Annotated in this window: 17 protein-coding genes and 1 pseudogene; 8 read left to right on the plus strand and 10 right to left on the minus strand. The window is 58.6% G+C overall.

Annotated elements, in window-relative coordinates; genetic code table 11:
• Nucleotides 1-18: 18 nt before the first annotated feature.
• From flgD to ACSQ87_RS24515, 5 genes are all read right to left on the minus strand, one after another.
• The gene (gene flgD / locus ACSQ87_RS24495; RefSeq protein ID WP_436274556.1) at nucleotides 19-741 is read right to left on the minus strand and encodes a flagellar hook assembly protein FlgD; all 723 of its coding nucleotides are present in this window, start codon (nucleotides 739-741) and stop codon (nucleotides 19-21) included.
• Between the two features lie 15 nt (nucleotides 742-756).
• A complete protein-coding gene (flgC, locus tag ACSQ87_RS24500; protein WP_007937507.1) occupies nucleotides 757-1200 on the minus strand; it encodes a flagellar basal body rod protein FlgC in 444 nt (147 codons plus the stop codon).
• Nucleotides 1201-1203: 3 nt separating this feature from the next.
• A complete protein-coding gene (gene flgB, locus ACSQ87_RS24505) occupies nucleotides 1204-1611 on the minus strand; it encodes a flagellar basal body rod protein FlgB (RefSeq protein ID WP_007980125.1) in 408 nt (135 codons plus the stop codon).
• A gap of 256 nt (nucleotides 1612-1867) precedes the next feature.
• Nucleotides 1868-2695: a protein-glutamate O-methyltransferase CheR gene (cheR, locus tag ACSQ87_RS24510; RefSeq protein WP_008147958.1), complete on the minus strand. Its 828-nt coding sequence runs from the start codon at nucleotides 2693-2695 to the stop codon at nucleotides 1868-1870.
• Between the two features lie 46 nt (nucleotides 2696-2741).
• Nucleotides 2742-3674, minus strand: a complete 933-nt coding sequence (locus tag ACSQ87_RS24515; protein ID WP_008147956.1) for a chemotaxis protein CheV — start codon at nucleotides 3672-3674, stop codon at nucleotides 2742-2744.
• A gap of 82 nt (nucleotides 3675-3756) precedes the next feature.
• On the opposite strand from ACSQ87_RS24515, the gene flgA reads away from it, so the two are divergent.
• The 4 genes from flgA to ACSQ87_RS24535 all read left to right on the plus strand — a co-directional run bounded on the left by flgA (nucleotide 3757) and on the right by ACSQ87_RS24535 (nucleotide 6350).
• Nucleotides 3757-4518 (plus strand): flagellar basal body P-ring formation chaperone FlgA, encoded by a 762-nt coding sequence (gene flgA, locus ACSQ87_RS24520; protein WP_223432458.1) that lies wholly within the window; start codon nucleotides 3757-3759, stop codon nucleotides 4516-4518.
• 150 nt (nucleotides 4519-4668) lie between these two features.
• Complete coding sequence (gene flgM / locus ACSQ87_RS24525) at nucleotides 4669-4995, plus strand: flagellar biosynthesis anti-sigma factor FlgM (RefSeq protein WP_008147951.1); 327 nt, start codon at nucleotides 4669-4671, stop codon at nucleotides 4993-4995.
• Between the two features lie 48 nt (nucleotides 4996-5043).
• Complete coding sequence (locus ACSQ87_RS24530; protein ID WP_111451683.1) at nucleotides 5044-5511, plus strand: flagella synthesis protein FlgN; 468 nt, start codon at nucleotides 5044-5046, stop codon at nucleotides 5509-5511.
• 92 nt (nucleotides 5512-5603) lie between these two features.
• Nucleotides 5604-6350 (plus strand): flagellar brake protein, encoded by a 747-nt coding sequence (locus tag ACSQ87_RS24535; RefSeq protein ID WP_223432459.1) that lies wholly within the window; start codon nucleotides 5604-5606, stop codon nucleotides 6348-6350.
• Between the two features lie 71 nt (nucleotides 6351-6421).
• On the opposite strand, the gene ACSQ87_RS24540 is transcribed toward ACSQ87_RS24535, so the two are convergent.
• From ACSQ87_RS24540 to ACSQ87_RS24555, 4 genes are all read right to left on the minus strand, one after another.
• Entirely contained in the window at nucleotides 6422-7792 is a 1371-nt protein-coding gene (locus ACSQ87_RS24540) for an MFS transporter (RefSeq protein WP_436274557.1), read from the minus strand.
• Nucleotides 7793-7863: 71 nt separating this feature from the next.
• Nucleotides 7864-9105, minus strand: a complete 1242-nt coding sequence (locus ACSQ87_RS24545; RefSeq protein WP_191623582.1) for a glutamine synthetase family protein — start codon at nucleotides 9103-9105, stop codon at nucleotides 7864-7866.
• Nucleotides 9106-9307: 202 nt separating this feature from the next.
• Nucleotides 9308-10000, minus strand: a complete 693-nt coding sequence (locus tag ACSQ87_RS24550; protein WP_223432461.1) for a sensor histidine kinase — start codon at nucleotides 9998-10000, stop codon at nucleotides 9308-9310.
• Nucleotides 9997-11601 carry a response regulator gene (locus tag ACSQ87_RS24555; protein ID WP_436274558.1) on the minus strand — a complete coding sequence of 535 codons (1605 nt, stop codon included), beginning with the start codon at nucleotides 11599-11601 and terminating at the stop codon, nucleotides 9997-9999. Before ACSQ87_RS24555 ends, ACSQ87_RS24550 begins: the two co-directional genes overlap by 4 nt.
• A gap of 381 nt (nucleotides 11602-11982) precedes the next feature.
• Here ACSQ87_RS24555 and ACSQ87_RS24560 point away from each other — a divergent pair, with 381 nt between their 5' ends.
• Together ACSQ87_RS24560 and ACSQ87_RS24565 are read left to right on the plus strand one after the other, a co-directional pair.
• On the plus strand, nucleotides 11983-17004 hold the full coding sequence (locus ACSQ87_RS24560; RefSeq protein WP_436274559.1) for a beta strand repeat-containing protein: 5022 nt from the start codon (nucleotides 11983-11985) through the stop codon (nucleotides 17002-17004).
• Between the two features lie 259 nt (nucleotides 17005-17263).
• Nucleotides 17264-21400 carry a CheR family methyltransferase gene (locus tag ACSQ87_RS24565; RefSeq protein ID WP_436274560.1) on the plus strand — a complete coding sequence of 1379 codons (4137 nt, stop codon included), beginning with the start codon at nucleotides 17264-17266 and terminating at the stop codon, nucleotides 21398-21400.
• Between the two features lie 7 nt (nucleotides 21401-21407).
• On the opposite strand, the gene ACSQ87_RS24570 is transcribed toward ACSQ87_RS24565, so the two are convergent.
• Nucleotides 21408-21947 carry a hypothetical protein gene (locus ACSQ87_RS24570; RefSeq protein WP_150657154.1) on the minus strand — a complete coding sequence of 180 codons (540 nt, stop codon included), beginning with the start codon at nucleotides 21945-21947 and terminating at the stop codon, nucleotides 21408-21410.
• A 215-nt stretch (nucleotides 21948-22162) separates the two neighbouring features.
• Here ACSQ87_RS24570 and ACSQ87_RS24575 point away from each other — a divergent pair, with 215 nt between their 5' ends.
• Complete coding sequence (locus tag ACSQ87_RS24575; protein ID WP_436274561.1) at nucleotides 22163-23527, plus strand: lysozyme inhibitor LprI family protein; 1365 nt, start codon at nucleotides 22163-22165, stop codon at nucleotides 23525-23527.
• A gap of 300 nt (nucleotides 23528-23827) precedes the next feature.
• A pseudogene (locus ACSQ87_RS24580) lies at nucleotides 23828-23996 on the plus strand (chemotaxis protein CheB); the annotation flags it as partial.
• Nucleotides 23997-24256: the final 260 nt, after the last annotated feature.

Consider the following 24256-nt stretch of genomic DNA (forward strand, 5'->3'; position numbering starts at 1 on the left):
GTGCCGTGTTAGTCGGCTCTACATACCAATGGTTTGTACTTTGGACAGGGCGATGCTGCCCAGCCCGGCCAGGTTCAACATCAACTCACCGCCGGTCTGGCTGATGGTCACGCTGTTGACGGTCGCCGGCAGATTGGTGATCAGCGCTACGGCCTGACCATCGATGGTGCTCGAAGCCGAGAAGTTGTAAGTGCCCGACGCAACCGTTTCGCCCGCATCGTTCTTGCCATCCCAGATGAAGCTGGCATTGCCGGCGGACTGAGCCCCCATGTCGATGGTGCGAACGGTTTTGCCGTCCGTGTCGGTGATCTTCAAGGTGGTACCGGGCACTGAAGCTGGAATCACTACCGTACCGGTCATGTTCTTCGAGGTATCGACCACGGCTTTGCTGCCCGGCGCGATGACCGAACGTCCCACCAGCGACGAGGCCTGCAACGCCTGAGACGAGTTGTAGTTGCTGGCAATGCCCGACACGGTATCGTTGAGCGTGGTGATGCCTTCCAGGCTACTGAACTGCGCCAACTGGGCGACGAACTCGCCATTGTCCTGTGGCTCCAGCGGGTTCTGGTTTTTCAGTTGCGTTACCAGCAACTGCAGGAATGCGTCCTTGCCCAAGGCCTTGTTGCCAGTGGCGCTGTTCGTCGCCGACGCCAGGCCATCCGTCGTGGTGCTGGTCTTGATCGAGGAGTTGGCCAGGATGTCCTTGAGGCTCAAACTGCTGGTGGTATCGGTAACACTCATCTGAGTCGCCCCTTATCACTGACCGAGGGTCAGGACCTTCTGCATCATGGTTTTGGCGGTGTTCATCATTTCGGCGTTGGTCTGGAACGAACGGCTCGCGGAAATCATGTCAGCCATTTCTTCCACCACGTTGACGTTCGGGTAGTAGACGTAGCCCTTGGCGTCGGCCGCCGGATGGTTCGGCTCGTAGCGCGCCTCAAGGTTGCTCTGGTCTTCGACCACGCCCAGCACTTGCACGCCTTGACCGGCCGCGTCCTGGTTCTGGAACAGCGAATCGCTGCCGCCGCTCTGGCCGCCCTGGAACATGGTGGCGAATACCGGATGCCGTGCACGGTAGGTCTGGTCGATGCTCGACGAGACGGTCTCGGCGTTGGCGATGTTACTGGCGACGGTGTTCAAGCGAGTGGTCTGGGCACTCATGCCGCTACCGGCAATGTTGAAAACACTGGATAGAGACATGACTTACTCTCCGCGCAAGGCTGATACCAGCCCTTTGAATTTGCTGTTGAGCAGGGTGAAGCTGGCCTGGAAGTTGACCGCGTTTTCCGCGTAGTTCGACTGTTCCAGCTGGGCGTCCACGGTGTTCTGGTCGATCGACGGTTGCATCGGCGTGCGATACAGCAGCGACTCGTCGCCATTACCCAGGCCTTCGGCTTCGATATGACGGCTGTTGGTCATGTTCAAGGCGAAAGTGCCGCTCTTGGTCTTCTCGTTCTGCTCGGCGAGCACTTTCGAGAAGTCCAGATCCCGAGCCTTGTAGTTCGGGGTGTCGGCGTTGGCGATGTTGTTGGCCAGGACTTCGGCACGCTGAGCGCGGAAGCCCAGGGCTTGTTCGTGGATACCGAGCGCTTTATCGAAGCTGATGCTCATGTCGGAAACCTTCGGGTGACCTGATTTTTCGTAACAGGGACATAGCAAGCGTCGTGCCAATTGAAAAAAGGCCGTAAAACGGGGCTTTGCGGGCAGTGGCAACGTGGCAATGCCAGAAAAGCGGCAACTGATTTCCGCCGCCTGCCGCTTTTCTGCCGCTTTCCTGAATCGCGCGCCGCTCCTACGTGATGCAAAAGCGCCAGGCATAAAAAAGGAGCCCCGAAGGGCTCCCGTTTTTATGCCTGGCGCTTTTGCATCACTTCGCCTGGTAAATGATCCCCGGGCTGCACTGGACCATCTGGTAATGATCCGGCAAACCGTTCAGCGCCTCGGAAGCACCAAGGAACAGATAACCGCCTGGCTTCAACGTGCTGTGAATGCGCAACAGGATGTCCTTCTTCACCTCGGCGGAGAAGTAGATCAGCACGTTGCGGCAAAACACGATGTCGAACTTGCCGAGGCTCGCGTAGCTGTCCAGCAGGTTGAACGAGCGAAACTCCACCCGGCTCTTGATCGGTGCCTTGATTGCCCAGCGCCCCGGCCCTTTCGGGTCGAAGTAACGTTGAAGGCGCTCGGGCGACAGGCCACGGCCGATGGCCAGGCTGTCGTACTCGCCGGTCTTGCAGTTGGTCAGCATGGTACCGGACAGGTCAGTGGCAACGATCTGCACGCCCATCTTCAACTGGCCCATGTTCACGCGCTCGAACTCATCGATCGACATCGACAGCGAATACGGTTCCTGACCCGACGAGCAGGCCGCCGACCAGATCCGCAGACGCTGGCCAGGGGCAGCCTTGATCGCTGCGGGCAGCACCTTGTTCTTCAAGACTTCAAACGGATAGGTGTCACGAAACCACAGGGTTTCGTTGGTGGTCATGGCATCCACCACCATCTCGCGCAAACCGCTGCGCGGCTGGGTCTGGATGCGCTGGACCAGCTCACCCAGGGACTTGATGCCTTGCTGTTCCATCAGTTTGTTGAGACGGCTCGAGACCAGGTACTGCTTGTTTTCACCGAGCAAAATGCCACAGGCTTTTTCCAGGAAGACCCGGAACTGTTCGAAATCCAAATTACCCGTAGACAAAGATGCCGCCTCTTAAATCGTATTAACCGTTAGGGGCAAAAGGCCCCTAGCTGATGTCTGCTGCTTTGATCCGGTTGACTACCCGGGATGCCAGGTCATCAGGACGGAATTTGGCAAGGAAGTCATCGGCACCGACCTTCTTGACCATCGCCTGATTGAATACACCCGACAACGAAGTATGCAGGATGATGTGAAGTTTTTGCATGCGAGGGTCGTTGCGGATCTCGGCCGTGAGGGTGTACCCGTCCATCTCCGGCATCTCGATGTCGGAAATCATCATCAGGAACTCTTCTTCCGGCTTCTTGCCCTCGTCGACCAGCTTGCGCAGGTAATCCAGCGCTTGCCGACCGTCGTTCAACGCCACCACTTCGACACCGACCGTCTGCAGGCAACGGGTCACCTGCTTGCGCGCCACCGACGAGTCATCGACCGTCAGTACTCGCAAAGAGAGCGCCTTGTGCTGGGTTTCGACATCCACCACGCCAACGGAAATCGCTTCCGGTGTCGGCGCTACTTCCGCCAGCACTTTCTCGACGTCGATGATTTCGACTAACTGATTGTCGACCCGAGTCACAGCCGTCAGGTAATGATCGCGTCCCGTGCCCTTGGGTGGCGGATGAATCTCCTCCCAATTCATGTTGACGATGCGTTCCACTGACCGCACCAGGAAACCCTGGGTCTTGGTGTTGTACTCCGTGATGATCACGAAGGGATTGCTTTGATCCTTCAGCGCACCGGAACCGGTCGCCATGGCCAGATCAAGAATCGGAATGGTCGCCCCCCGAATATTTGCCACACCGCACACGACAGGACTGGATTTTGGCATCAGCGTCAGTTTGGGGCATTGCAGCACCTCCCGAACCTTGAACACGTTGATCCCATACAACTGCTGGCCGTCGAGACGGAACAACAACAGCTCAAGGCGATTCTGCCCTACCAGTTGCGTGCGCTGGTTTACCGCATCCATTACACCAGCCATGCACAGACTCCTACACCAACGCTTAAGTGTGTTGCGACGCGCATTCATCACTAAACGGCACGGCGCTTGCTTTTTAACTCTTATGAACACAGAACCGACATTTTTCCGACGCCTGACATCAAACGCCCGCAGATTGCTTTGCGCGGTGTCGGCCGTCTGCCTGTTCAACGCTGGCTGCCCTGCCCTTGCTGACGCGGTTACCTTGCCTGACATGCTTATCGGCGTCACTCAGGGCTTTCTTGAATTCACCGTAGAAGACTATCTGGCGACCAGTCAAACGGAAGGCCGCTACGAGATCGAGGTCAAGCAGCTCGATCCGCGGCTGCGCATGCCCATGTGCGACAAGGAATTGACAGCCACGCTTGAGAGTCCGGCAAGGCCGCTGGGGCGGGTTACCGTCAAGGTTGCTTGCGAAGGCACGTCCCCCTGGACCGTCTTCGTACCCGCTCAAGTGCGCCTGTTTCGCGACATTGTGACCACCACCCGCCCGCTGCGACGCACCGGTATCGTCGAGCCTCAGGATGTGACCTTGCGCGAGCGTGACATCAGTCTGATCAGCCAGGGTTACCTGACTTCCGTCGACCAGGCGATCGGGCAGAAACTTACCCGACCAATGGTCGCCGACCAGGTCATGACCCTGGTGCACATGGAACAGGCAGAAGTCATCACCAAGGGCGACCAGGTGGTGATTACCGCCCGCAGTGGAACGCTCAGCGTGCGCATGCCGGGTGAAGCGCTGTCAAACGGCGGCTTACGCGAACAGATTCGGGTGAAAAACCTCAACTCCCAGCGGGTCATCAAGGCGTTAGTCACCGCGCCCGGTCAGGTGGAAGTGGCCATGTAGAACACTGGCGCGCCACCCGACTGTTCCCTAGACTGTGCCCTATGCAGGGCAAGCGCTGACGCGCGCAAGCTCATTGATAATTGAGCCTAAAGTTTTTCCGGGTATGGCCGAAAACATGGCAAGCGTCCAAATACCCAGAGGTTTTTTGTCATGGTCATCGATTTCAGCCGTTTAAACAGTTCCTCGTCACTTACCGGTAGTACACGTACCAGCACCGCGAAGGAAACCGCCGAAGCCGGCAAACCCGCACCGCTGAATACCCCGGCCGAACAGGCCAGTACCGTCAAAAGCGGGGAATCGGTACATCTCAGCAATGAGGCTCAACAGTTGCAGAAGGTCACTGACAAGCTGCGCGATCAGCCTGCCGTCGACAACGCCCGCGTGGCCGAGTTGAAAGCAGCGATTGCCGATGGCAGCTACAAAGTCGACAGCAACCGTGTAGCCAGCAAACTGCTCAACTTCGAAGCCCAGCGCTAGGCCAAGGCCTGCGCCAGGCTTTTGGACGCTTAAAACCCAAGGCCAGCCATGCACGACACTAATTTACTGCAACTGATCACCGACGATTTCGCTCCAGCACAGCACTTGCTGGAGTTACTGCAAACCGAGTCCCTCGCCTTGCACGGTCGCGACATGCCACTGCTCGAAGAGATTCTGGCGCAGAAACAGGCATTGATCATTTTGCTCGATCAGCATGGCCGCAAGCGCAGTGAAATCCTCGCCAGCCTCAACCTGCCAACCAATCGCAACGGCCTGGAGCAACTTGCCAGCCATTCGAGCATTGGCGATCAGCTGTTGGAACAGAGCGATGTATTGACCGATCTTCTGGCTCAGTGCCAGGCGACCAACGTCAAGAATGGCCAGTCGATCCTGGTGCAACAGGCCGCGACGGCCAATCAGCTGAAAATCCTCAACGGCGGCGAGCCGCCAGCGCTCTATGATGCACGCGGATCAACCTCCATGCTTGCGAAGCCACGCCCGCTCAGTCAGGCTTGAGCCTGCTGAAAAGCGCGCACTATCAAGACGCGCAACATGCTGGCAATATGCTGGCCAGCCGTAGTCATATTTTGTCTGGAGATTGATGAACCGTGTTCAATGCCTTAAGCGCGGAAGATGCTCCGCAGCCACCCAAGGTGCTCACCACGCCGTTGGAGATCTCCGGCAACCTGCGCCAGCTGCAAGACAGCCATGATCCGCTGATCATCACGTTCCATGAGCGCAGCCAGCGCTTCCAGAGTTATCTGGTGGACATTGACCGTGACAGCAACATGATTGCCCTGGACGAAATGATTCCCCGCGACGGTGAACGCTTCCTGCTCGCCGGCGAACCATTCAAGGTCGAAGGCTTCCACGACGGCGTACGTATTGCCTGGGAAAGCAACGGCCCGTTGACCATCGACGAATCCGGAGGTGGTCGCTGCTACCGTGGCGCCCTGCCCGCCGAGGTGGTTTACCACCAGCGTCGTAATGCATTCCGCGCAGCATTGAAGCTGGCACAACTGGTCAACGTCGATCTGGGTGGTGAAAAGCTCAAGTCGCCGATCAGCGGCAAACTACTGGACATCTCCGCCACCGGCTGCAAGTTGCGCTTCGAAGGCGACATCACGGGCAGCCTGCAACTGGGCCAGGTCTATGACCGCTTCATCGCCGCCCTGCCCTTTGGCAACATGACGGCACCCGTCGAGCTGCGTTACCTGCACTTCGAAGAAAGGATCTCCACCACCTTCGCCGGCGTACGCTTTCACAACATGAGCGGGCTGGTGCAGCGGCAGGTCGAGCGGTTCGTCTATCAGCTTCAGCGCGAAGCGCGGCGCTTCGACAAAGACGACATGTAATAAGACGCTTCAATAGAAAACGGGCAGTCCCTTGCGGTGACTGCCCGTTTTTTTATGCGTTGTTTTTATGCTTAAGGCCTGGCCTCGGTAAAACTTTGCTCGCGAGGTGCATCAGGGTCTTCGGGCGGCGGATCGGTTTCGGGCTCTGATTCGGGTTCCACGTCCGGCTCAGGGTTGATCGGGTTCTGCATCTGTTCCTGAACCACCTGCTCATCGACACGCGGGTCAAGGCAAGCCACCAACGGCGAACTCGACATACTGTCCGGCATGGCGACGTGATGCAGCGGCGCATCGTCCACCACATGCAGGTTAGTCACCGCTTTCGGACGAATCCGCCACACCAGTACCAACGCGAAGAAACTGAAGAAGGCATAGAGCATGTGGCTGCCGAACAGCTTCATCAGCACCCCGGCCACCAACGGTCCGATACTGGCGCCGACACCGTAGGTCACCAACAGCATCGCTGTCAGGGACACCCGGCGATCACCCTCGACGTGGTCGTTGGAGAATGCCACCGCCAGCGGATACAGGCAGAACATCACCAGCGAACAGCAGAACCCGGTGATAAACAAAATCTCCAGCGGTACCTGCTGCATAATTGCCAGCGGCAACGCGGTAAGCGCCAGGACCAGCGCAATACAGCGGATCAACAGCGCCCGGTCATAACGGTCGGACAGCCAGCCCAACGGCCATTGCACCAGCAACCCCGCAAAAATGCAGCTACCCATGAACAGACCGACCTGCTCCGTGGACAACCCCTGCTGTGAGGCATACAGCGGTGCCAGACCGTAGAACGAACCAATGATCAGCCCCGCCCCCAGCACCGTGCTCAACGACTGCGGCACACGCTTGATGAAGAACCGCGGCTCCATCGGGGCCGGGTGCAATGGCGCCGGGTGAATCCGCCGGGTCAGGGCCACCGGCACCAGGCACAGCGCGAAGCACAAGGCGACCAGCATCAGCAGTTCAAGGCCCAGGCCCGGGTGCATGACCAGAATCAACTGACCCAGCACCAACCCCAGGTACGAGGCGATCATGTAGCCGCTGAACACCGTTCCGCGCTGCGAGGCTTCGGCCTGCTCATTGAGCCAGCTTTCGATGACCATGTATTGGCACATCATGCCGAGGCCGACGATCACCCGCAGGAAGATCCAGGCAGGCAACCAGTCCACCAGGCCATGGCCCAGCACCGCCGCGCCGACAATCCCGGCGCAGGCCGAATAGGCGCGAATGTGCCCGACCCGGGCAATCAGCCGGTGGCCGATCTTGCCACCCAGCACCAGGCCGCAATAGTTGGCCGCCATCAACGCACCGACCCACAGGCTGTCGACGTGATCGGCGGCCAGGCGCAAGGCCAGGTAAGTACTCAACAGGCCAGAGCCGATCAACATCATCAGCGAGGCAAAATAAAGCGCTCGAAAGGGTTTCCAGATTTGGCGCATCGGCGTTCCGAGCGGCTCCTTGCAGTGAGTTTCAGGCTACCGACAAACGATAGCCTGATGTCGACGGATCGTCAGGCCTGGGCCGCTAAAACACGCCGCTCCCAGGGAGTAATTTCATCAATGAAGCTGGTCAACTCCATGGTCTTCGAGGCGATGTAGCCTTCGATGAACTCCTTGCCGAACAGTTCCTTCGCCAATTGGCTACGTTTCAGACGCTCAAGAGCCGCATGCAAGGTACACGGCAACGAAAGATTGTCCGGCACTTCGAATTCACCCTGGATCGGCTCACTCGGCTCCAGTTTGTGTTCAATGCCATACAACCCTGCGGCAAGGCTGGCGGCGATCGCCAGATAAGGATTTGCATCAGCCCCCGGCAAACGGTTCTCGACCCGACGAGCGGCGGGCGGACTGGCCGGAATACGCAATCCGGCCGCCCGGTTGTCGTGGGACCAGCAGGCATTATTCGGCGATGCGTAGGGATGGCACAAGCGCTGATACGAGTTCACGTTCGGTGCGAACAACGCGGTGAAATCCGCCATGCCGGCCTGCTGACCCGCGATGAAATGACGGAAGGTCGCGGTCGGCTCACCAGCCTTGTCGCTGAACACGTTACGCCCGCTGCCGATCTCGATGATGCTCTGGTGAATATGCATCGAACTGCCCGGCGTGTGCGCCAGCGGCTTGGCCATGCAAACCACGGTCAGGCCATGCTTGAGCGCGACTTCTTTGAGCAGATGTTTGAACAGGAGTGTCTGGTCGGCCAGCAGCAGTGGGTCGCCGTGCAGCAGGTTGATCTCGAACTGGCTGACGCCCATCTCGTGCATGAAGGTATCGCGCGGCAAGCCCAGGGCCGCCATGCAGGCGTAGACCTCACTGAAGAACGGCCGCAAACCATTATTGGAACTGATACTGAACGCCGATTGACCGTCCTCGCGACGACCGTCCAGGCCCAGCGGCGGCTGGAACGGTTGAGTCGGGTCGGTGTTGGGTGCAAAGACAAAAAATTCCAGCTCGGTGGCCACCACCGGCGCAAGGCCGAGGGCCGCGTAACGCGCGATCACGGCTTTGAGTTGGCCGCGGGTCGACAGAGACGAGCTTTCGCCAGTCAGCTCGTCCGCATCGCAAATGGCCAAGGCTCGCGGCTGCGTGCTCCATGGCAAGCGATGGATCTGTGCAGGGTCGGGCACCAGCGCCAGGTCGCCATCATCACTGCCGTAAAAGCGCGCTGGCGGATATCCGCCCATGATGCATTGCAGCAGCACCCCCCGCGCCATCTGCAAACGCCGCCCCTCGAGAAAGCCTTCGGCAGTCATTACCTTGCCACGGGGTACGCCATTCAGATCCGGCGTGACACATTCAATCTCATCAATGCCCGTCAATCGCTGTGCGAGTGAGCGATGGCCATCGGTTGTCATGACGCAATCCTTTGTTGTTGTGCGAGCCGCGAACGGCGACCCGTACAAAATAGGCTCCGCCTGTTCGGAATATCAAGCAACGGCCAACAAAAAGAACCGGTCAGGGCAGATAGAGGCTGAACACCCCGCCACCCAGCGGGCCGCCATTGCTGATTTCGGTGCGTCCGCCCACGCCATTGCGTTGATGAAGTGCTGCAATCCGCCCGGCAAAATACAGACCCAGGCCAGTACTTCCGCTGCTGTGGTTGATGCCCTGCACGTAATCGGCCTGACGCTCGATCATCTCCGGAGGATAACCTTCGCCATCGTCGTTGACGGTCAGCACCAGTTGCCCCGCTTCATCGCTGACGCTGATCAACACCGCGTGGCGGGCATAACGAATGGCGTTGTTGATGCTGTTGCCCAGCACCGAAGCAATCAGCTCCCGGTCGAAGAAACCCAGAGGGCTCAACGGATCCACTTCATAGGTCGCCATGATGCCGCGACTGGCAAACACGTCCTGGTGGCAGGCCAATTGCGCTTCGATGAAATCATCCAGTTCATGGTAGGCCGGTTGCAACGGCATCTGGTTGACCCCGAGTTTGTACAGCCCCAGCAACTGCACCAGCATGCCATTAAGGTGAGCGAATTCGAATTCGATCACGCCCTGCTCCGGAGTGTGCTGCTGCGGATCCGGCAAGCGCGCCAGCCATTGGCTGTGGGCCTGCATCAGCATGGCCAGGGAGTTCTTCATGTCGTGCACGGTGGAGGCAATCACCGTGGAAAAATCGAGTGCCTGTTCGCTGTCGTTCATTCGCCAAACGCCTTGCTTCGCAACTTCTGATAACGGGGAAAACGCGCATCGGAGTCGGGCATCAGGCCGACCATTTTCAGGCACGTCCGACATTCCTCCAGCTCCGCCGAAGGGACACTGGTGTCGGTGCCGTGCAGCAGCGACTGGGCCATGTTCAGCGCGATGCTGATGTTCTTGGGTTGCAGCGCCAGGGCTTTGCGGAACACCTGCCGCGCCTCCACCAGGTTGCCGGTCTTGTACACCCGCACGCCCTGACGGTTGAGGTCCGCAGCGGCGTTGCCGGAGTTGAGAATGGTCGGATCGTCGGTCAACTTGGCGATGCCCTTCATCACCGTCGGGTCGTCGCCGTAGATTTCCGCGCAGTTTTTCAACATCGAGGCACCGGCGTTGGCCTGCCCGAGCATTTGCAGTTGCTTGGCCACCAGCAGCGCCGCTTCGGCGCTCATGAACTGTTCCATGCCATCGAGGCGCATCATCGCCTGCTCGGTGAGCTTCTCGGCAGTTTCGGCATCGTTGAGCAGCAGGCTGGTGGCTTTCATCAATCGCGCACGAATCTGCAGACCCGGGTCGGAAGGGTTTTCCTTGGCCACCGCACTCAGCGTCGTGTTGATTTCCAGTCGAGTCCGGGTATCCAGGCCTTTTTCGCTGCCTTTACTGATCAAGGCATGGGCCAGGCCAAGGTTGCTCTCCGCATCCTTGAAACGTGACTGCGCGCCCTGCGCCACCGCCTGGCGATAGGCTTTGGAGGCGGTGTCGAAATCTTCGTTGGCCATCGCCAACTTGCCCAGCTGCGCTTGCCGACGCACCGCCAGCGGCGACAAGCGGATCGCCTCTTCCAGCACATTCTGGGCCGCCTTGGTGTCGCCTTCAGCGACCAGTACATCGGCCATGCCGTCGTAGAGCGACGGCATCATCGGGAACACTTTCAGGGCTTTTTCATACACGCCTTTGGCCTGAGCGACCTGACCACGCTTGAACAGCAACTTGCCCAACCCGGCGAACGCCCACGGCAAAGGCCGATCAGCAATGATGCCGTCGTAGAGACGCTCCAGCGCCTCGTTCTGATTCAGGTCGCGCAAGGCATCGGCGCGGTAGCGCAGGCACAACGGCGAGTAGCGGATGTCTTGCTTGCACAGGGCGATGCAGGCATTGAGCACTTCAACCGGTTTGCCCCGGTCAAGGGCCTGCAGAATCGGCTTGAGCAGGGTCTTGCGTTGCTCCAGCCGCTCCAGCCGTTGAGCCAGACCGGAACGGTTGAAGGGTTTGGTCAGGTACGCATCGGGTTCGTGTTCCAACGCACTGAGCACCATCGCCTGACTGGTCTCGGCGGTGACCATGACGAACACGGCCTCATGGCTGATCAGCTTCTCGATCATCAGGTCTTCAAGCACCTGCTGACCGTTCTTCTTGCCGTCGCCCAGGTGAAAGTCCTGCAGGATGAAATCGTAGGCCTTCTGCGAACACATACGCAGCGCCTGTTCGCCGGAGTCGGCGGTGTCGACATCCTTGACGCCCAGCTCACGCAGCATGGACCTGACGGAACTGCGGAAATCCGAGAAATCATCGACGATCAAAAAACGCTTTTGGTGATACGACAGCATCGAAGATTTCCAGGCAATTTAAGAAGAAGAACCCAAAGGCAAATACACGAACGAGATCAGCTTCGCGGCCCCTTTTGGCCGCGCAGATGATAGCCACAGGACAGCACGCTACCAAGCGTCGAGACAGCCTCTTATGCCATCTCTCGCACAGTTATCGGCCGCAGCGCCATTCCCTGAAGGTGCAGCGAGCAATTGTCTGCAGGAGCTTTAGCACAGGCGCTGATGCAAAAAAAATGGCTCATTGCCATTAATTGGCCACCTTGGTAAAAAGCCAAGCTTTTACGTGATTCTCCACTGCCCTTTTCATGCCGAGACGGGGCCCCCCAAAGAATTCGACAGTCGCGCGCACATGTCGTGCCTGGTATTGCAAGGAAAAGGACTATGAGCACTTCGACCCCGGTCAATGGAAATCAAAAGGATTACACCTTCAGCAACGACGGTGAAAACCTCGTCGTCAGCCAAATCAGTGACGGCACACCCATTGCCAGCGGCAGTGACGAACAAATCCTGACGTTCGCCGACGGCACAATCACTGCCATCCGTGAAGTCGATACGATGGTCGCCAGCGGCGAGGTGGGTGACGCTTATGTCACCGCGATGAGCGACGGCGGTTATGTGAGTGTCTGGTCGGCGGCCGGAGACGATTTCGAAGGCATCGTGGTCAAGCGCTACAGTGCCGACGGCGAACTGATGCAACGCACCAACATTGCCTCGCTCGAAGTCGATGACCCCTCGGTAACGGCCTTGGCCAACGGTCAGTTCATCCTCGCGTGGGCGACGGAAAACGACACGACGCACGTGTCCACGATATTCACTCAACTGTTCACCGCCAGCGGCATGCAGAGCGGCATCCCGGTCAAGGTAGCGTCCTCCGGCACACTGGAACTCGAAGACGCCAAGGTCACCCTGCTCAGCGACACCAAGTACATCGTGACCTGGAATGAGGCCCCTGAAAGCGATTTCGTCAGCGCCGTAACCGACATCAAGGCCGTGGTGTACACCAACGGCAAGGCAGGCGTGGTGCAAACCCTGGTCAAGGGTAGTGCCGCCGACGGCCAGGCCGACGACATCAGCATCCTGCCAACAGACAATGGCGGCTACTGGATGACCTACACGGTCGAGCACGCTCAGACAAGTGATCAGGGCCCAACCGAATACACCTCCAAATTCCAGATCAGCCAGATCGGTGCGGATGGCAAAGTGGTCGCTGACTCCGCCCACACCCTGGACTCCGTCACAAGCCTCTCCAACAACGCCTCGTACTTTGGCGTGACAGCGGTGACGGGCGGGTATGTCGTGAGCTGGGTAGACCAGGGCACCATCGGTTTTAACCGCGTCACCTACACCCAGCATTACGACAATCAGTTCAATCCAGTGGGTGATGAAGTACAGATCGCCAGCAACAACTCGGTTAACGGCTCCACAATCACCGCTCTCCCGGACGGTGGTTACCTGGTGGCCTGGAACGAATTTGCGATGGGCGGCGCCCAGGTGTTCGTTCAGCGTTTTGCCGCCGACGGCACAGCCAAGGATATATCGCCAATTCTGGTGGGCAGCGCCGGTGCAAACGAAACACTGTGGGACAGCCCCGCGGTGACCGTTCGCGAAAATGGCACGGCCGTCGTGACGTGGGAAACCAGTCACCTGGGCACAAACAATATCCCCATCACTGACATTCACGTGCAGAAAGTCAACGACGCCGGGCATCTGGTAGGCGCCAGCGACACCGTGATCAGTGGCGATGAAGGCGACAACACCCTGAACTGGAGCGGCACCGACGACGTCACCCTGGACGGCCGTGGCGGATCTGACACCGCGGTCCTGTCCGGCACGCTGGCAGACCACACCTTTACTCTGGACGCGACGGGCAAAATGGTGGTCGACGCGGATCAATCCACCACACTGGTCAGTGTGGAAAAGGTTACCTTCGCCGACGGCAGCACTGTGACCCTCAGCGACGGCAAGGTTGCCAACGAAGACGGCGATGCGGTTTCCATGGAACCGGCTTCGACGGCATTGAGTGATGGCGGTTACGTCATCGCCTGGGAACAGGCCGGGCAAATTCACCTGCAGCAATACGACAAAAACCACAACCTGCTCAACGACCGCCTGCTCGCAGATGTCGCCGGTAACAACCCGATCATTGCCGCCACCGGTGACGGCGGTTTCGTGTTGGGCTGGACGACGCCGGGCAACACCTTGGTTGTACAGCCGTTTGACAACGCCAGTGTGGCGATCGGCGAGCCGCTGACGATCACCTCCACCGACAGCAACCCTGACGTGCATATTGACGGTGCCGGGCTGACCGTTCTGGGGAACGGTAATTACGTCGTGAGCTGGTCGGAGGAAATGCTCGAACAACTCGGCAACGGGACCAACGAGATTGGCTCGGAGCTGTTCGTTCAGCTCTTCGATGGCACCACTCATGCGCCGGCAGGTAACCCGGTCAAAGTTGATACAGCTGTTCAGGACCGGGCCATCTATGCGTCCGAGCCGAGCGTGTCGACCCTGGCCAATGGCGGTTTCGTCATTGCCTGGGAGCGCGAGTACGACGCTGCCGACAACGTGGATGTCTATTTGCAACGTTTCAAGGCCGATGGCAGCAAGGATGGCGTCGCCGTACGGGTCAACACCGCGGTGGCGGGCGGGCAATACGGCGCCGACGTGGCTACCCTCAACGATGGCAGCTACGTCGTGACTTGGGTCAGCGTCCAGTACGACAAGAACGAGAACCCCACCAGCGGCAACGTTTACCTGCAAAAATTCAACGCCAATGGCGTGAAAGTGGGCGGCGAAACGCTGGTCAACACGGCGACCAAGGAAATTCAGGGCGAGCCCGCGATCACAGCCCTCAAGGGCGGCGGATTTGTCATCACTTGGGCCACCTCAGATGAAACGCTGCATACGGCTGACGCCAACCTCTACGCGCAGATCTACGACAAGAATGGCGTCAAAATCGGCAGCCAGATGCTGATCACCAGCGATGATGATCGTGACCTGTTCCCGATAGTCAATGCGACCGACGACGGCGGTTTCCTCGTGACGTGGGAAGAGCTGTCGCCCAACAATAGCGACAACTTCCAGGGCGACATCCACAGCCAACGCTTCGACGCCAACGGCAACTCCAGCACAGTCACCGGTGATGCCAGCGACAACACCCTGATCTGGAAAGGCACGAAAGCCGTCCTGCTCAATGGCGAAGAGGGTAATGACAGCCTTCAGGGCGGTGCCGGCAACGACATCCTGCAAGGTGGCGCGGGCAATGACCGCCTCAATGGCGGCATTGGCGCCGACACACTGGTCGGTGGCACGGGTGATGACACCTATGTGGTCGACAACCTCAAAGACCAGATCAGCGAAAATGCCAGCGCCGGGACCGATACGGTCGAGTCGTCGATCAGCTGGACCTTGGGCAATAACCTGGAAAACCTGACCCTCACCGGCAGCGCCGCGATCAATGGCGCCGGTAACGAACAAGCCAACATTCTGAGCGGCAACAGCGGCAAAAACATCCTGAGCGGTGGTGCCGGTGACGACACGCTGGACGGCGCGGCCGGGGGCGACACGCTGATCGGCGGCAAGGATAACGACACTTACCTCGTCGACCTGATCACCCAGGGCCTCGGCAGCAAAGCCATCGTTGCCCTGCAAGACAGCGTCATCGAAAACCTCAACGAAGGCACCGACACCGTGCTGCTGCGCATGGGCACGCCAGCGGTCAGCGCCTTCCAGGGCACCGCCACCGTGACCCTCGGCGCCAACCTGGAAAACCTCGACGCTCGCGATACCGGCGCGCTGAACATCAGCCTCAACGGCAATGCCGCGGCCAACGTGCTGACCGGCAATGACGGCAACAACACCCTCAATGGCGGTGCCGGCATCGACACCCTGATCGGTGGCAAAGGCAACGACACCTACGTGCTCGACAACGTGGCGGAGCAGGCGCTGGTCGAGGAACTGGCCAGCGAAGGCAACGACACGCTGCAGATCACCTACCGCAACGTCACCACCGTCGCGCAGACCCTCAACCTGACCGATGCTTCGCTGCAAAACATCGAGAACATCACCGTCACCGGTACCGGCCTGTTCGACCTGGTGGGCAACGACCTGGGCAACACCCTGATCGGTAACGCCTCGCGCAACGTCATCACCGGCGGTACCGGTAATGACATCCTCAACGGCAAGGGCGGCGGCGACCTGCTGACCGGCGGCGCGGGCGATGACATCTACTACGTCTACAGCGACAAGGACGCGGTCGTCGAAACGGCTGACAGCGGCAACGACACCGTGCGTGTGGTGTCCTACGCCAAGAACAGCTACACCCTGGCCGACCATGTCGAAAAAGCCGTGGTCGATAACCTGCTGGCGTTCAACCTGACCGGCAACACGCTGGGCAACACCCTCACCGGCAACGTGGCCGCCAACTTGCTGGACGGAGGTCTGGGTGCCGACGACCTGATCGGCGGCAAAGGCAACGACGTCTATGTCGTCGACAATGCCGACGACGCAGTGAACGAACTGTTTAACGAAGGCCTCGACACCGTCCGCGCGTCCATCGACTACAACTTGGCCGACAACGTCGAGAACCTGACCCTGCTCGACGGCGCCACCGTCGGCGCCGGTAACGCGCTGAACAACCTCATCACCGGTAACCTGGCCGACAACACCCTCGACGGCGCGGCCGGCGTGGACCGCCTGATCGGCGGCAAAGGCAACGACACTTACCTCGTCGACCTGATCACCCAGGGCCTCGGCAGCAAAGCCATCGTTGCCCTGCAAGACAGCGTCATCGAAAACCTCAACGAAGGCACCGACACCGTGCTGCTGCGCATGGACACGCCAGCGGTCAGCGCCTTCCAGGGCACCGCCACCATGACCCTCGGCGCCAACCTGGAAAACCTCGACGCCCGTAATACCGGTGCGTTGAACATCAACCTCAACGGCAATGCCGCAAACAATGAAATCTGGGGGAGCGCGGGTAACAACACGATTAACGGCGGGGTCGGCAACGACGTCTTGCATGCCGGCAATGGCGGCAACAACGTGCTGATCGGTGGCGCGGGCGCGGACACTCTGCGGGGTGGCAGCGGCAACGACACCTTCAAATTCAACGTGTTGACCGAGTTGGGCCTGGGAGAAAAACAGGACGTCATTTATGACTTTACCAGCGGCTCCGACAAGCTGGATTTCTCCGCTCTCAAGGGCTACACGTTTGTGAATGACGAAGATTTCAGTGGCGCTGCCAACGAGCTTCGTTATGTAGCTGGTTCGGATGAGGGTGGCGACTACGTAACGCTCTACGGCAACAAAAACGCCGATAACATTGCGGACTTCTCGATCAAGCTGGTCGGTATTTCAGCGGTGCATGGTGGTGATTTCATCGGCGTAGCCCTAGGGGACTAAGGGTTCTCCCCCTCCAGAGGTCGGGTAAGAGTGCAACGCTCATGACCCTTTGATCCCGCCACCGTCCCATAGACGGTGGCGCGATTGCCTTCTCCGGGACTGCACGTTTGACCGAGGCTGCATTCGGGTCATTCTGCTGTCGGTCCGGGTAAATAATTGAAGGGCTTATCGAAAAACGGGATTATTCTGACTTATTGAAGCGCGCCTTGACCCTCACTTGAATTTGAGGCGTTTACCCTCGCCCCCAAAGGCAAACGTCATGACCAAAACCTCCACTCATTCACCTCCTGCTCCTGAGCGACAGGCCTTGCGCCCGAGCACCCTGGACTTTCCGGTGGTGGGCATTGGTGCGTCGGCGGGCGGGTTGCAAGCGATCAAACTGTTCTTTGAAAACATGCCTCAAGACAATGGCATGGCGTTCGTGATCATTCTCCATCTGTCCCCCGATCACCAAAGCATCGCTGACAAGATCATCCAGGAATCGACCAAGATGCCGGTGCTGCAGGTGACCGAAACGGTGGCCATCGAGAAAAACCGGGTGTACGTCATTTCACCGGCGCAACGGCTGACAATGAACGATGGCTTTCTGGAGGTCAGCGCCACAGACCCGAGCGAAGGTCGCCACGCGTCCATTGATCTGTTCTTCCGCGACCTGGCCGATGTACACCGCGAGCGCGCCTTCTGCCTGGTATTGTCGGGCACCGGCTCGGACGGCGCGGTTGGCTTGTCACGGATCAAGGAACAAGGTGGCATCACACTGGCCCAGGCGCCGGAAGACGCCGAATTCGATGGCATGCCTTGCGCCGCCATCGAAACGCACATGGTTGACCTGGTGCTGCCCGTAGTGGAAATGCCGCAAAAGCTTCTGGAGCTTTGGCGAAACTCCAGGGAAATCTGTTTGCCCACCGCCAACGATCCGGAACTGAAAACCATTGCGGCGGTGTCCGAACGTGACGCGGCGCTTGCCGAACAGGTACTGCGCGACGTCCTGATTCAGTTGCGCACCGGCACCGGCCATGACTTCAAGCACTACAAACGCGCCACCGTGTTGCGCCGGATCGAACGCCGGATGCAGGTCACCGGCCAGCCGGACCTGAGTGCCTATTACCAATATTTGCAGAACAATCCCGAAGAAACCAAGGCGCTGCTGGGCGACATGCTGATCGGCGTGACCAATTTCTTCCGTGACAGGGAGGCTTTCGAAGCCCTCGAACGGGATGTCGTGCCGCAACTGGTCAGCGCGGCCGTGTCCGCGCAACCCGAGAAAGAAGAAATCCGCGTCTGGTCCGCGGGTTGTTCCACGGGCGAAGAAGCCTACAGTCTGGCCATGCTGCTCAACGATCAATTGCAACTGGACGCCAGCGCGGCGTCGATGCAGGTGTTCGCAACTGACATCGACGAGCGCGCCATCAGCGTCGGCCGGGCCGGTCTGTATCCACAAGCGATCATCACCGATGTGCCACCCTCGCGGTTGCGCCACTACTTCATCAAGGAAGACGATCACTATCGAATCCGCAAGGAAATCCGCGAAAAGGTCTTGTTCGCCAAACACAGCCTGTTGTCCGACCCGCCCTTCTCGCAGATCGACCTGATTGTTTGCCGCAACCTGCTGATCTATCTGGATCGCGAAGTGCAACGCGAAATCCTCCAGATGTTCCACTTTGCCCTGCGTCCCGGCGGCTTCCTGTTCCTCGGCTCTTCCGAGAGCGCGGACGCGTGCCACGAACTGTTCGCCCCAGTGGATAAACGCAACCGGATCTTCCGCGCCAAGACCGGCACGGCCAACAGTCGGCGCACACCGACCATGCCGCGGGGGGGTTATGTGCGGACCAACACTTCCCAACAGGTCCCGCAAAGCAGCGCGCCGCGCAAACTGTCATTCGCCGAAATCCACCAACGCGCCCTCGAACAGTCCGCACCACCGAGCGTGATCGTCGATGCCAACGCCGACATCCTGCACATGAGCGAGAGTGCCGGGCGCTTCCTGCGTCATGTTGGCGGCGAATTGTCGCGTAACTTGCTAACGCTGATTCTTCCGGAACTGCGCCTGGAAATCCGCACCACGCTGTTCCAGGTCCAGCAGAGTGGCCTGCCGGTCAAGTCCCGCGAAGTGCCGATCAAGCGTGATAAGCGCAGTTACCTGATTGATCTGGTCGCACATCCTTATAAGGATGAAGAATCGGACGGCGAATACGTCCTGGTGATTTTCGAGGAAGTCGAGGTCGACCCCGCCGAACGAGCGGCCACCACCGTGCTACAGACCGAAAATCAGGTGCTTTCCAACCTTGAGCGCGAACTGCAACGCACCAAGTTGCACTTGCAGGACACCATCGAACAATCGGAAGTCTCCAGCGAAGAGCTCAAGGCTTCCAACGAAGAAATGCAGGCCATCAACGAAGAGCTGCGCTCGGCCACCGAAGAACTGGAGACTAGCAAGGAAGAGCTGCAGTCGATCAACGAAGAGCTGCTGACGGTCAACTACGAGCTGAAAACCAAAGTCGAAGAAACCGACAAGATCAACGACTACCTGACCAACCTGATTGCCTCCACCGACATCGCCACGGTGTTTGTCGACCGCAGCATGCGCATCAAGTGGTTCACCCCGCGCGCCACTGACATCTTCAACATGTTACCGGTGGATACCGGACGCTCCTTGCTCGACATTACCCATCGCCTGCATTACGAGGACCTGGTGGGGGACGCGGCGCAGGTGTTCGAATCGCTGAACATGATCGAACGCGAAGTCAGTAGCACCGACAACCGCTGGTACATCGCCCGCCTGCTGCCTTATCGCTCCAGCGAAGACCACATCGACGGCACCGTGCTGACGTTCATCGACATCACCAAACGTCGAGCTGCTGAAGAAGAGCTGCGACTGGGCGAAGAACGCATGCGCCTGGTCGCTGAAAGTACCCGCGACTACGCCATCATCACCCTCGATGAGCAGGGCCTGATCACCACCTGGAACAAAGGCGCCGAATTGATCTTCGGCTACAGCAAGGCTGAGGCCGAGGGCGCCTATTACGACTTCATTTTCTCGCCTGAAGATCGTGCGTCCGGCGTGCCTGAAAACGAACTGCTGTCGGTGCGCACCCTCGGCCGCAGCGAAGATGAGCGCTGGCACGTGCGCAAGGACGGCAACCGCTTCTTTTGCAGCGGCGAGGTGACCTTGCTCAGCGGCGACAATCTTCAAGGCTACGTCAAAATCGCCCGCGACCTGACCGGCCATAAGCGCCAGCATGAAGAACAGAGCCAACAACTGGCCGAAACGCGCAACACCAATTACCTCAAGGATGAGTTCTTCGCGGTCATGTCCCACGAACTCAAGCATCCGCTGAACCTGATTCAGCTCAATGCAGAACTGCTGCGTCGCTTGCCGGTGACCAAGTCGGTGGCGCCGGCCGCCAAGGCCGTCAACACCATCTGCGACGCCGTCAACAGCCAGGCAAGGATCATCGATGATTTACTGGATGTCGCCCGGGTGCGCACCGGCAAACTCAAACTGAAACCAGTCGCTGTGGATCTGGCCAGTGTGTTGCGCGATATTCATGCCGTCGTGCTCAACGACCGACACGACGCCACCGTAGAACTGAACGTGCCTTCAGGCGCATTGATGGTCCATGCCGACCCGACGCGCCTGGAGCAAATTATCTGGAACCTGGTGAACAACGCGCTGAAGTTCACACCCTCCAACGGCCACGTGCAATTGATCGCCAGCCAGGCTGGAAACATGGCGCGACTGGACGTCAAAGACAACGGTGCAGGTATCGCACCCGAGAACCTCGATCACGTGTTCGACCTGTTCGGCCAGGCGGAAAAGCAGCACGTCAGCCACAACCGTGAAGGGCTGGGGATCGGCTTGTCACTGGTCCGCCAGTTGACCGAGGCCCAACGGGGAACGGTTGAGGTGAACTCTGCCGGGGTGGGAACAGGGTGTACCTTCACGGTTTATCTACCCTTGGCCCACACCAAAGATGAGCCGCAATCCCCGACTCAGGTCGAGGATTCCTCTGGCAGGCTGAGCGGTTTGACGATCCTTCTGGTCGACGACTCCGCCGATGTACTGGAAACCTTGAAAATGCTGCTGGAAATGGAAGATGCGCAAGTGATTGCGTTCGACCGTCCGGTGGCGGCTTTGGATGCCGCAAAAAGCACCCGTTTCGACCTGATCATTTCTGATCTGGGCATGCCGGTCATGAACGGCCACGAGCTGATGAGCGCCTTGCGTCAGTTGCCACTGGTCAAGGATGTACCGGCCATTGCGCTGACCGGCTATGGCGCCCACAGCGATATCCAAAAGTCACGGCAATCGGGCTTTGACCAGCACATTGGAAAACCGGTGTCCTACGATGATCTGATCGAAACCATTGAGAATCTGCGACGCCCCCAGGCCTGAGACAGGTTCAGCGCAGATAGGCGCGTTGTACGCAGGCTCGTCGATCGATGGCCTGCCAGAGCCGCGCCTTGTGATCCGCCCAGACCTTGGGGTCGACTTTGGTTGAGCGCATCAGCGCCAGCATGGCTGTCTTGGCGGCCAGGTACTCCGACCAGGCATCGTCGGATCTGAGTTTCAAAGACTCGCGCTCGGTCATTTCCATCCGCCGCAGGGCCAGTTCCGACTCATCGGTAATCACCGGACTCAAGGTCACCTGCACCCGGTGCGGCGCGACGAATTCCTGGGTGTCCGCGATAATCTCCTTCGCCCGCTGAGCGCCCCACTTCAACGCCGCGCAGTAATGCTCACCGGCGTAGCGGTCATGAAACTCCTCGCAAATCGCCCAGCCATCGGTGTCGTAGACGCCTATAAACACCTGGGTAACCCCCTCATGACTGACCCGTGCCTGCACCTCGATGTGCAGGCCATTGCTGAGTACCTCTTCATGCGTATGGAGGGGTAACTGCGTGTTGGTCCACAACCAGAATTTGGCGCCTCTTCGCCGCATCGAAGTCGCTCCGTGAGTTGTGTCTGGAGTAAGGCACAGCGATGCCAGACTTTCCATGTAGATCGTCGGGTGATGACACGTAAAAAAGCCCCGCAGGACAGACAATGTCTGGCGGGCTATTTCATGCCTCAAACGATTTTCGATGTCGCACTCCTGAAGCTGCGGCGGCTACCATTACGATTGCACTAATCCCATAAACTCAAGGCTCTTCTACTGTGTACATCAAAGGACGCTACATGTTGTCCGCTTGTGCCCTGCTATTGACCCAGCAGGCACTGGCGACTGGAATGGACTGTACAAAAGCAGCAAGTCCCGTTGAAAAGACCCTTTGTGCGAATACAGATCTGTACGGGCTGGATACCCAAATGGGATCGACTTACCGCGAGTTGATCGACAGCATCCCCCAGGCACAACCTGAATTGCGCAAAGCACAGCGCATCTGGCTGAAAAACCGCGATCAGTGCGCAGAAAACATAGAGTGCCTCGACCAGAGCTACCGCGAGCACCTGCAGTCATTACAAGCGCAACGCAGTGTGGCAGCCGCCTATAAACCCGTGCTGGAAGACCTGCGACAATCCATTCAAGCAGCCAGTCATGGCGATGCAGAGTTTCCGTTAGAGAAGGTACTCGACGCCCTCGCGATCAAAACGGGCACCAGCACCTTTTCAGACGTCGCGGATGACGACAGCTCCTCCGATGAAACTCACTTTCCAAAGACCACTCCGAAGGGCGTCACACAGGACGAGTGGCAGGCGCTGAGCGCTTCTAAAATTGAGGGAGCTGGCGAGTCCGGAAACAGCTCGTACACCTTGATGGACCTTGACGGCGATGGACTGCGGGATCTTGTCGTCGATACCTACACCGGTGGCACGGGGTTGTTTTCTTATGTAGAAACATATCGTCGCGCTGGGGAGATTTTCGTCAGAAGGACAGCTGTTTTCAACCCTGAAACAAGCTCTGGTAGCGCTCTTTTCTCCATCAATGGTCGCGGCGCGAACCAATCAGTCGACTGGATAAAAGTACGTGGCAACGTCTACGCCGCCTACCGAAATAGCTACTACGGTGTGGACCACCTCTACCTCCTCAATCCGCTGAAGCTTAACGACGTAGTCCCCACAGTGATCGTTAACTACCGCTATCAGCTGTCTATCCCCAAGACTCAAAAAGATGAAGGCAGTGGCGCTACCAATACCTTGAGCCCTGCCCTGCACAAAACGCTCACTCAAGCATTGAGCAACGTGAGCAAAACCGAAGCCAAAGACATTGGCGACCAACGCCAACCCCTTTGCCCCATCCCCCCGACCGGAGAAGGCGAAGGTGCTTATTACGGTTTCGGCCCGGGACACTACACGTTCGAAATCGTCGGTGATACAGGTGTCGTGATCGATAACGAGTGCTTTATCGGGAGAATGGTGGATTGGTTTGGAGGCTACAGCGCCAAGCGTGGGCTATCTGCGCAATTTGTGCTGCGCAAACCGGATTTCGAAGGTGTCGAACGTAGTTATCAGGTCAATGGACGACGGCGTATGACCGAGGCGAGTATTTCGATTGGCAAAGTCGAAGGGGACAATCTCGACTAGCCGCGACAACAGAATCAAAAAAGCCCCGCCGGAGAACTACCCTGCGGGGCTTTTTTGCCTCTTGGTGCTATTTGCTGACGAGGGGAACATGCCCTGTCAGAAGGTGACCGAAGAGGTACGAATTAATGGTGTCCCAAGGCAGGTTCGAACTGCCAACCTTCCGCCAGGAAACCGCCCGCTATTTGGCCGATGCCCACGAGCACGGCGAAACACTGGCAGTCCCCCAAGGCCGTAAAGGTGCGACCTCCCCTACCCTGCGCGCCTTCATACATGACACCTATCTACCGTGGTTCGAGGCCCGATCTGGCACAAGTGCACCTCGAGCGCGCCTTCTGCCTGGTGCTCTCGGGCAGCGGTTCCGATGGCGCGGTCGGCTTGTCGCGCATTAAGGAACAGAGCGGTATCACCCTGGCCCAGGCGCCGGAAGACGCCGTTCGACGGTATGCCACGAGCAGCCATCGAGACCGGCATTTGATGATCCCAACGTTTTATGACTCAGCCAGCCCACGTCCCATTGGGGTTTCAGCTCATTCGAGACACGCCATTGTTGAGTGCCCACGGTCCATTCGCCAAAAACAAATCGACATAATATTGACACCTAAATACCCATCCGTCGGAATATTGGCACGCCGCACTGTTAACCGCGCTTAACACCTTTACAAAGCCTGACCCCACAACTAAACAGACATCAAACTGATATCAGGAAAGGCCGTATCCCTGAGTCGGTGC

The sequence above is a fragment of the Pseudomonas sp. LjRoot277 genome (genome assembly GCF_964253845.1).
GTDB lineage: Bacteria > Pseudomonadota > Gammaproteobacteria > Pseudomonadales > Pseudomonadaceae > Aquipseudomonas.

Bases quoted from the DNA above. Each gene is read 5' to 3' on its own strand.
- ACSQ87_RS24560 (WP_436274559.1), top strand. From the start codon at position 11,983: ATGAGCACTTCGACCCCGGTCAATGGAAATCAAAAGGATTACACCTTC.
- ACSQ87_RS24570 (WP_150657154.1), bottom strand. From the start codon at position 21,947: ATGCGGCGAAGAGGCGCCAAATTCTGGTTGTGGACCAACACGCAGTTA.
- flgA (WP_223432458.1), top strand. From the start codon at position 3,757: ATGAACACAGAACCGACATTTTTCCGACGCCTGACATCAAACGCCCGC.
- flgM (WP_008147951.1), top strand. From the start codon at position 4,669: ATGGTCATCGATTTCAGCCGTTTAAACAGTTCCTCGTCACTTACCGGT.
- ACSQ87_RS24515 (WP_008147956.1), bottom strand. From the start codon at position 3,674: ATGGCTGGTGTAATGGATGCGGTAAACCAGCGCACGCAACTGGTAGGG.
- ACSQ87_RS24530 (WP_111451683.1), top strand. From the start codon at position 5,044: ATGCACGACACTAATTTACTGCAACTGATCACCGACGATTTCGCTCCA.
- ACSQ87_RS24565 (WP_436274560.1), top strand. From the start codon at position 17,264: ATGACCAAAACCTCCACTCATTCACCTCCTGCTCCTGAGCGACAGGCC.
- flgB (WP_007980125.1), bottom strand. From the start codon at position 1,611: ATGAGCATCAGCTTCGATAAAGCGCTCGGTATCCACGAACAAGCCCTG.
- flgD (WP_436274556.1), bottom strand. From the start codon at position 741: ATGAGTGTTACCGATACCACCAGCAGTTTGAGCCTCAAGGACATCCTG.
- flgC (WP_007937507.1), bottom strand. From the start codon at position 1,200: ATGTCTCTATCCAGTGTTTTCAACATTGCCGGTAGCGGCATGAGTGCC.
- ACSQ87_RS24550 (WP_223432461.1), bottom strand. From the start codon at position 10,000: ATGAACGACAGCGAACAGGCACTCGATTTTTCCACGGTGATTGCCTCC.
- ACSQ87_RS24555 (WP_436274558.1), bottom strand. From the start codon at position 11,601: ATGCTGTCGTATCACCAAAAGCGTTTTTTGATCGTCGATGATTTCTCG.
- ACSQ87_RS24540 (WP_436274557.1), bottom strand. From the start codon at position 7,792: ATGCGCCAAATCTGGAAACCCTTTCGAGCGCTTTATTTTGCCTCGCTG.
- ACSQ87_RS24545 (WP_191623582.1), bottom strand. From the start codon at position 9,105: ATGACTGCCGAAGGCTTTCTCGAGGGGCGGCGTTTGCAGATGGCGCGG.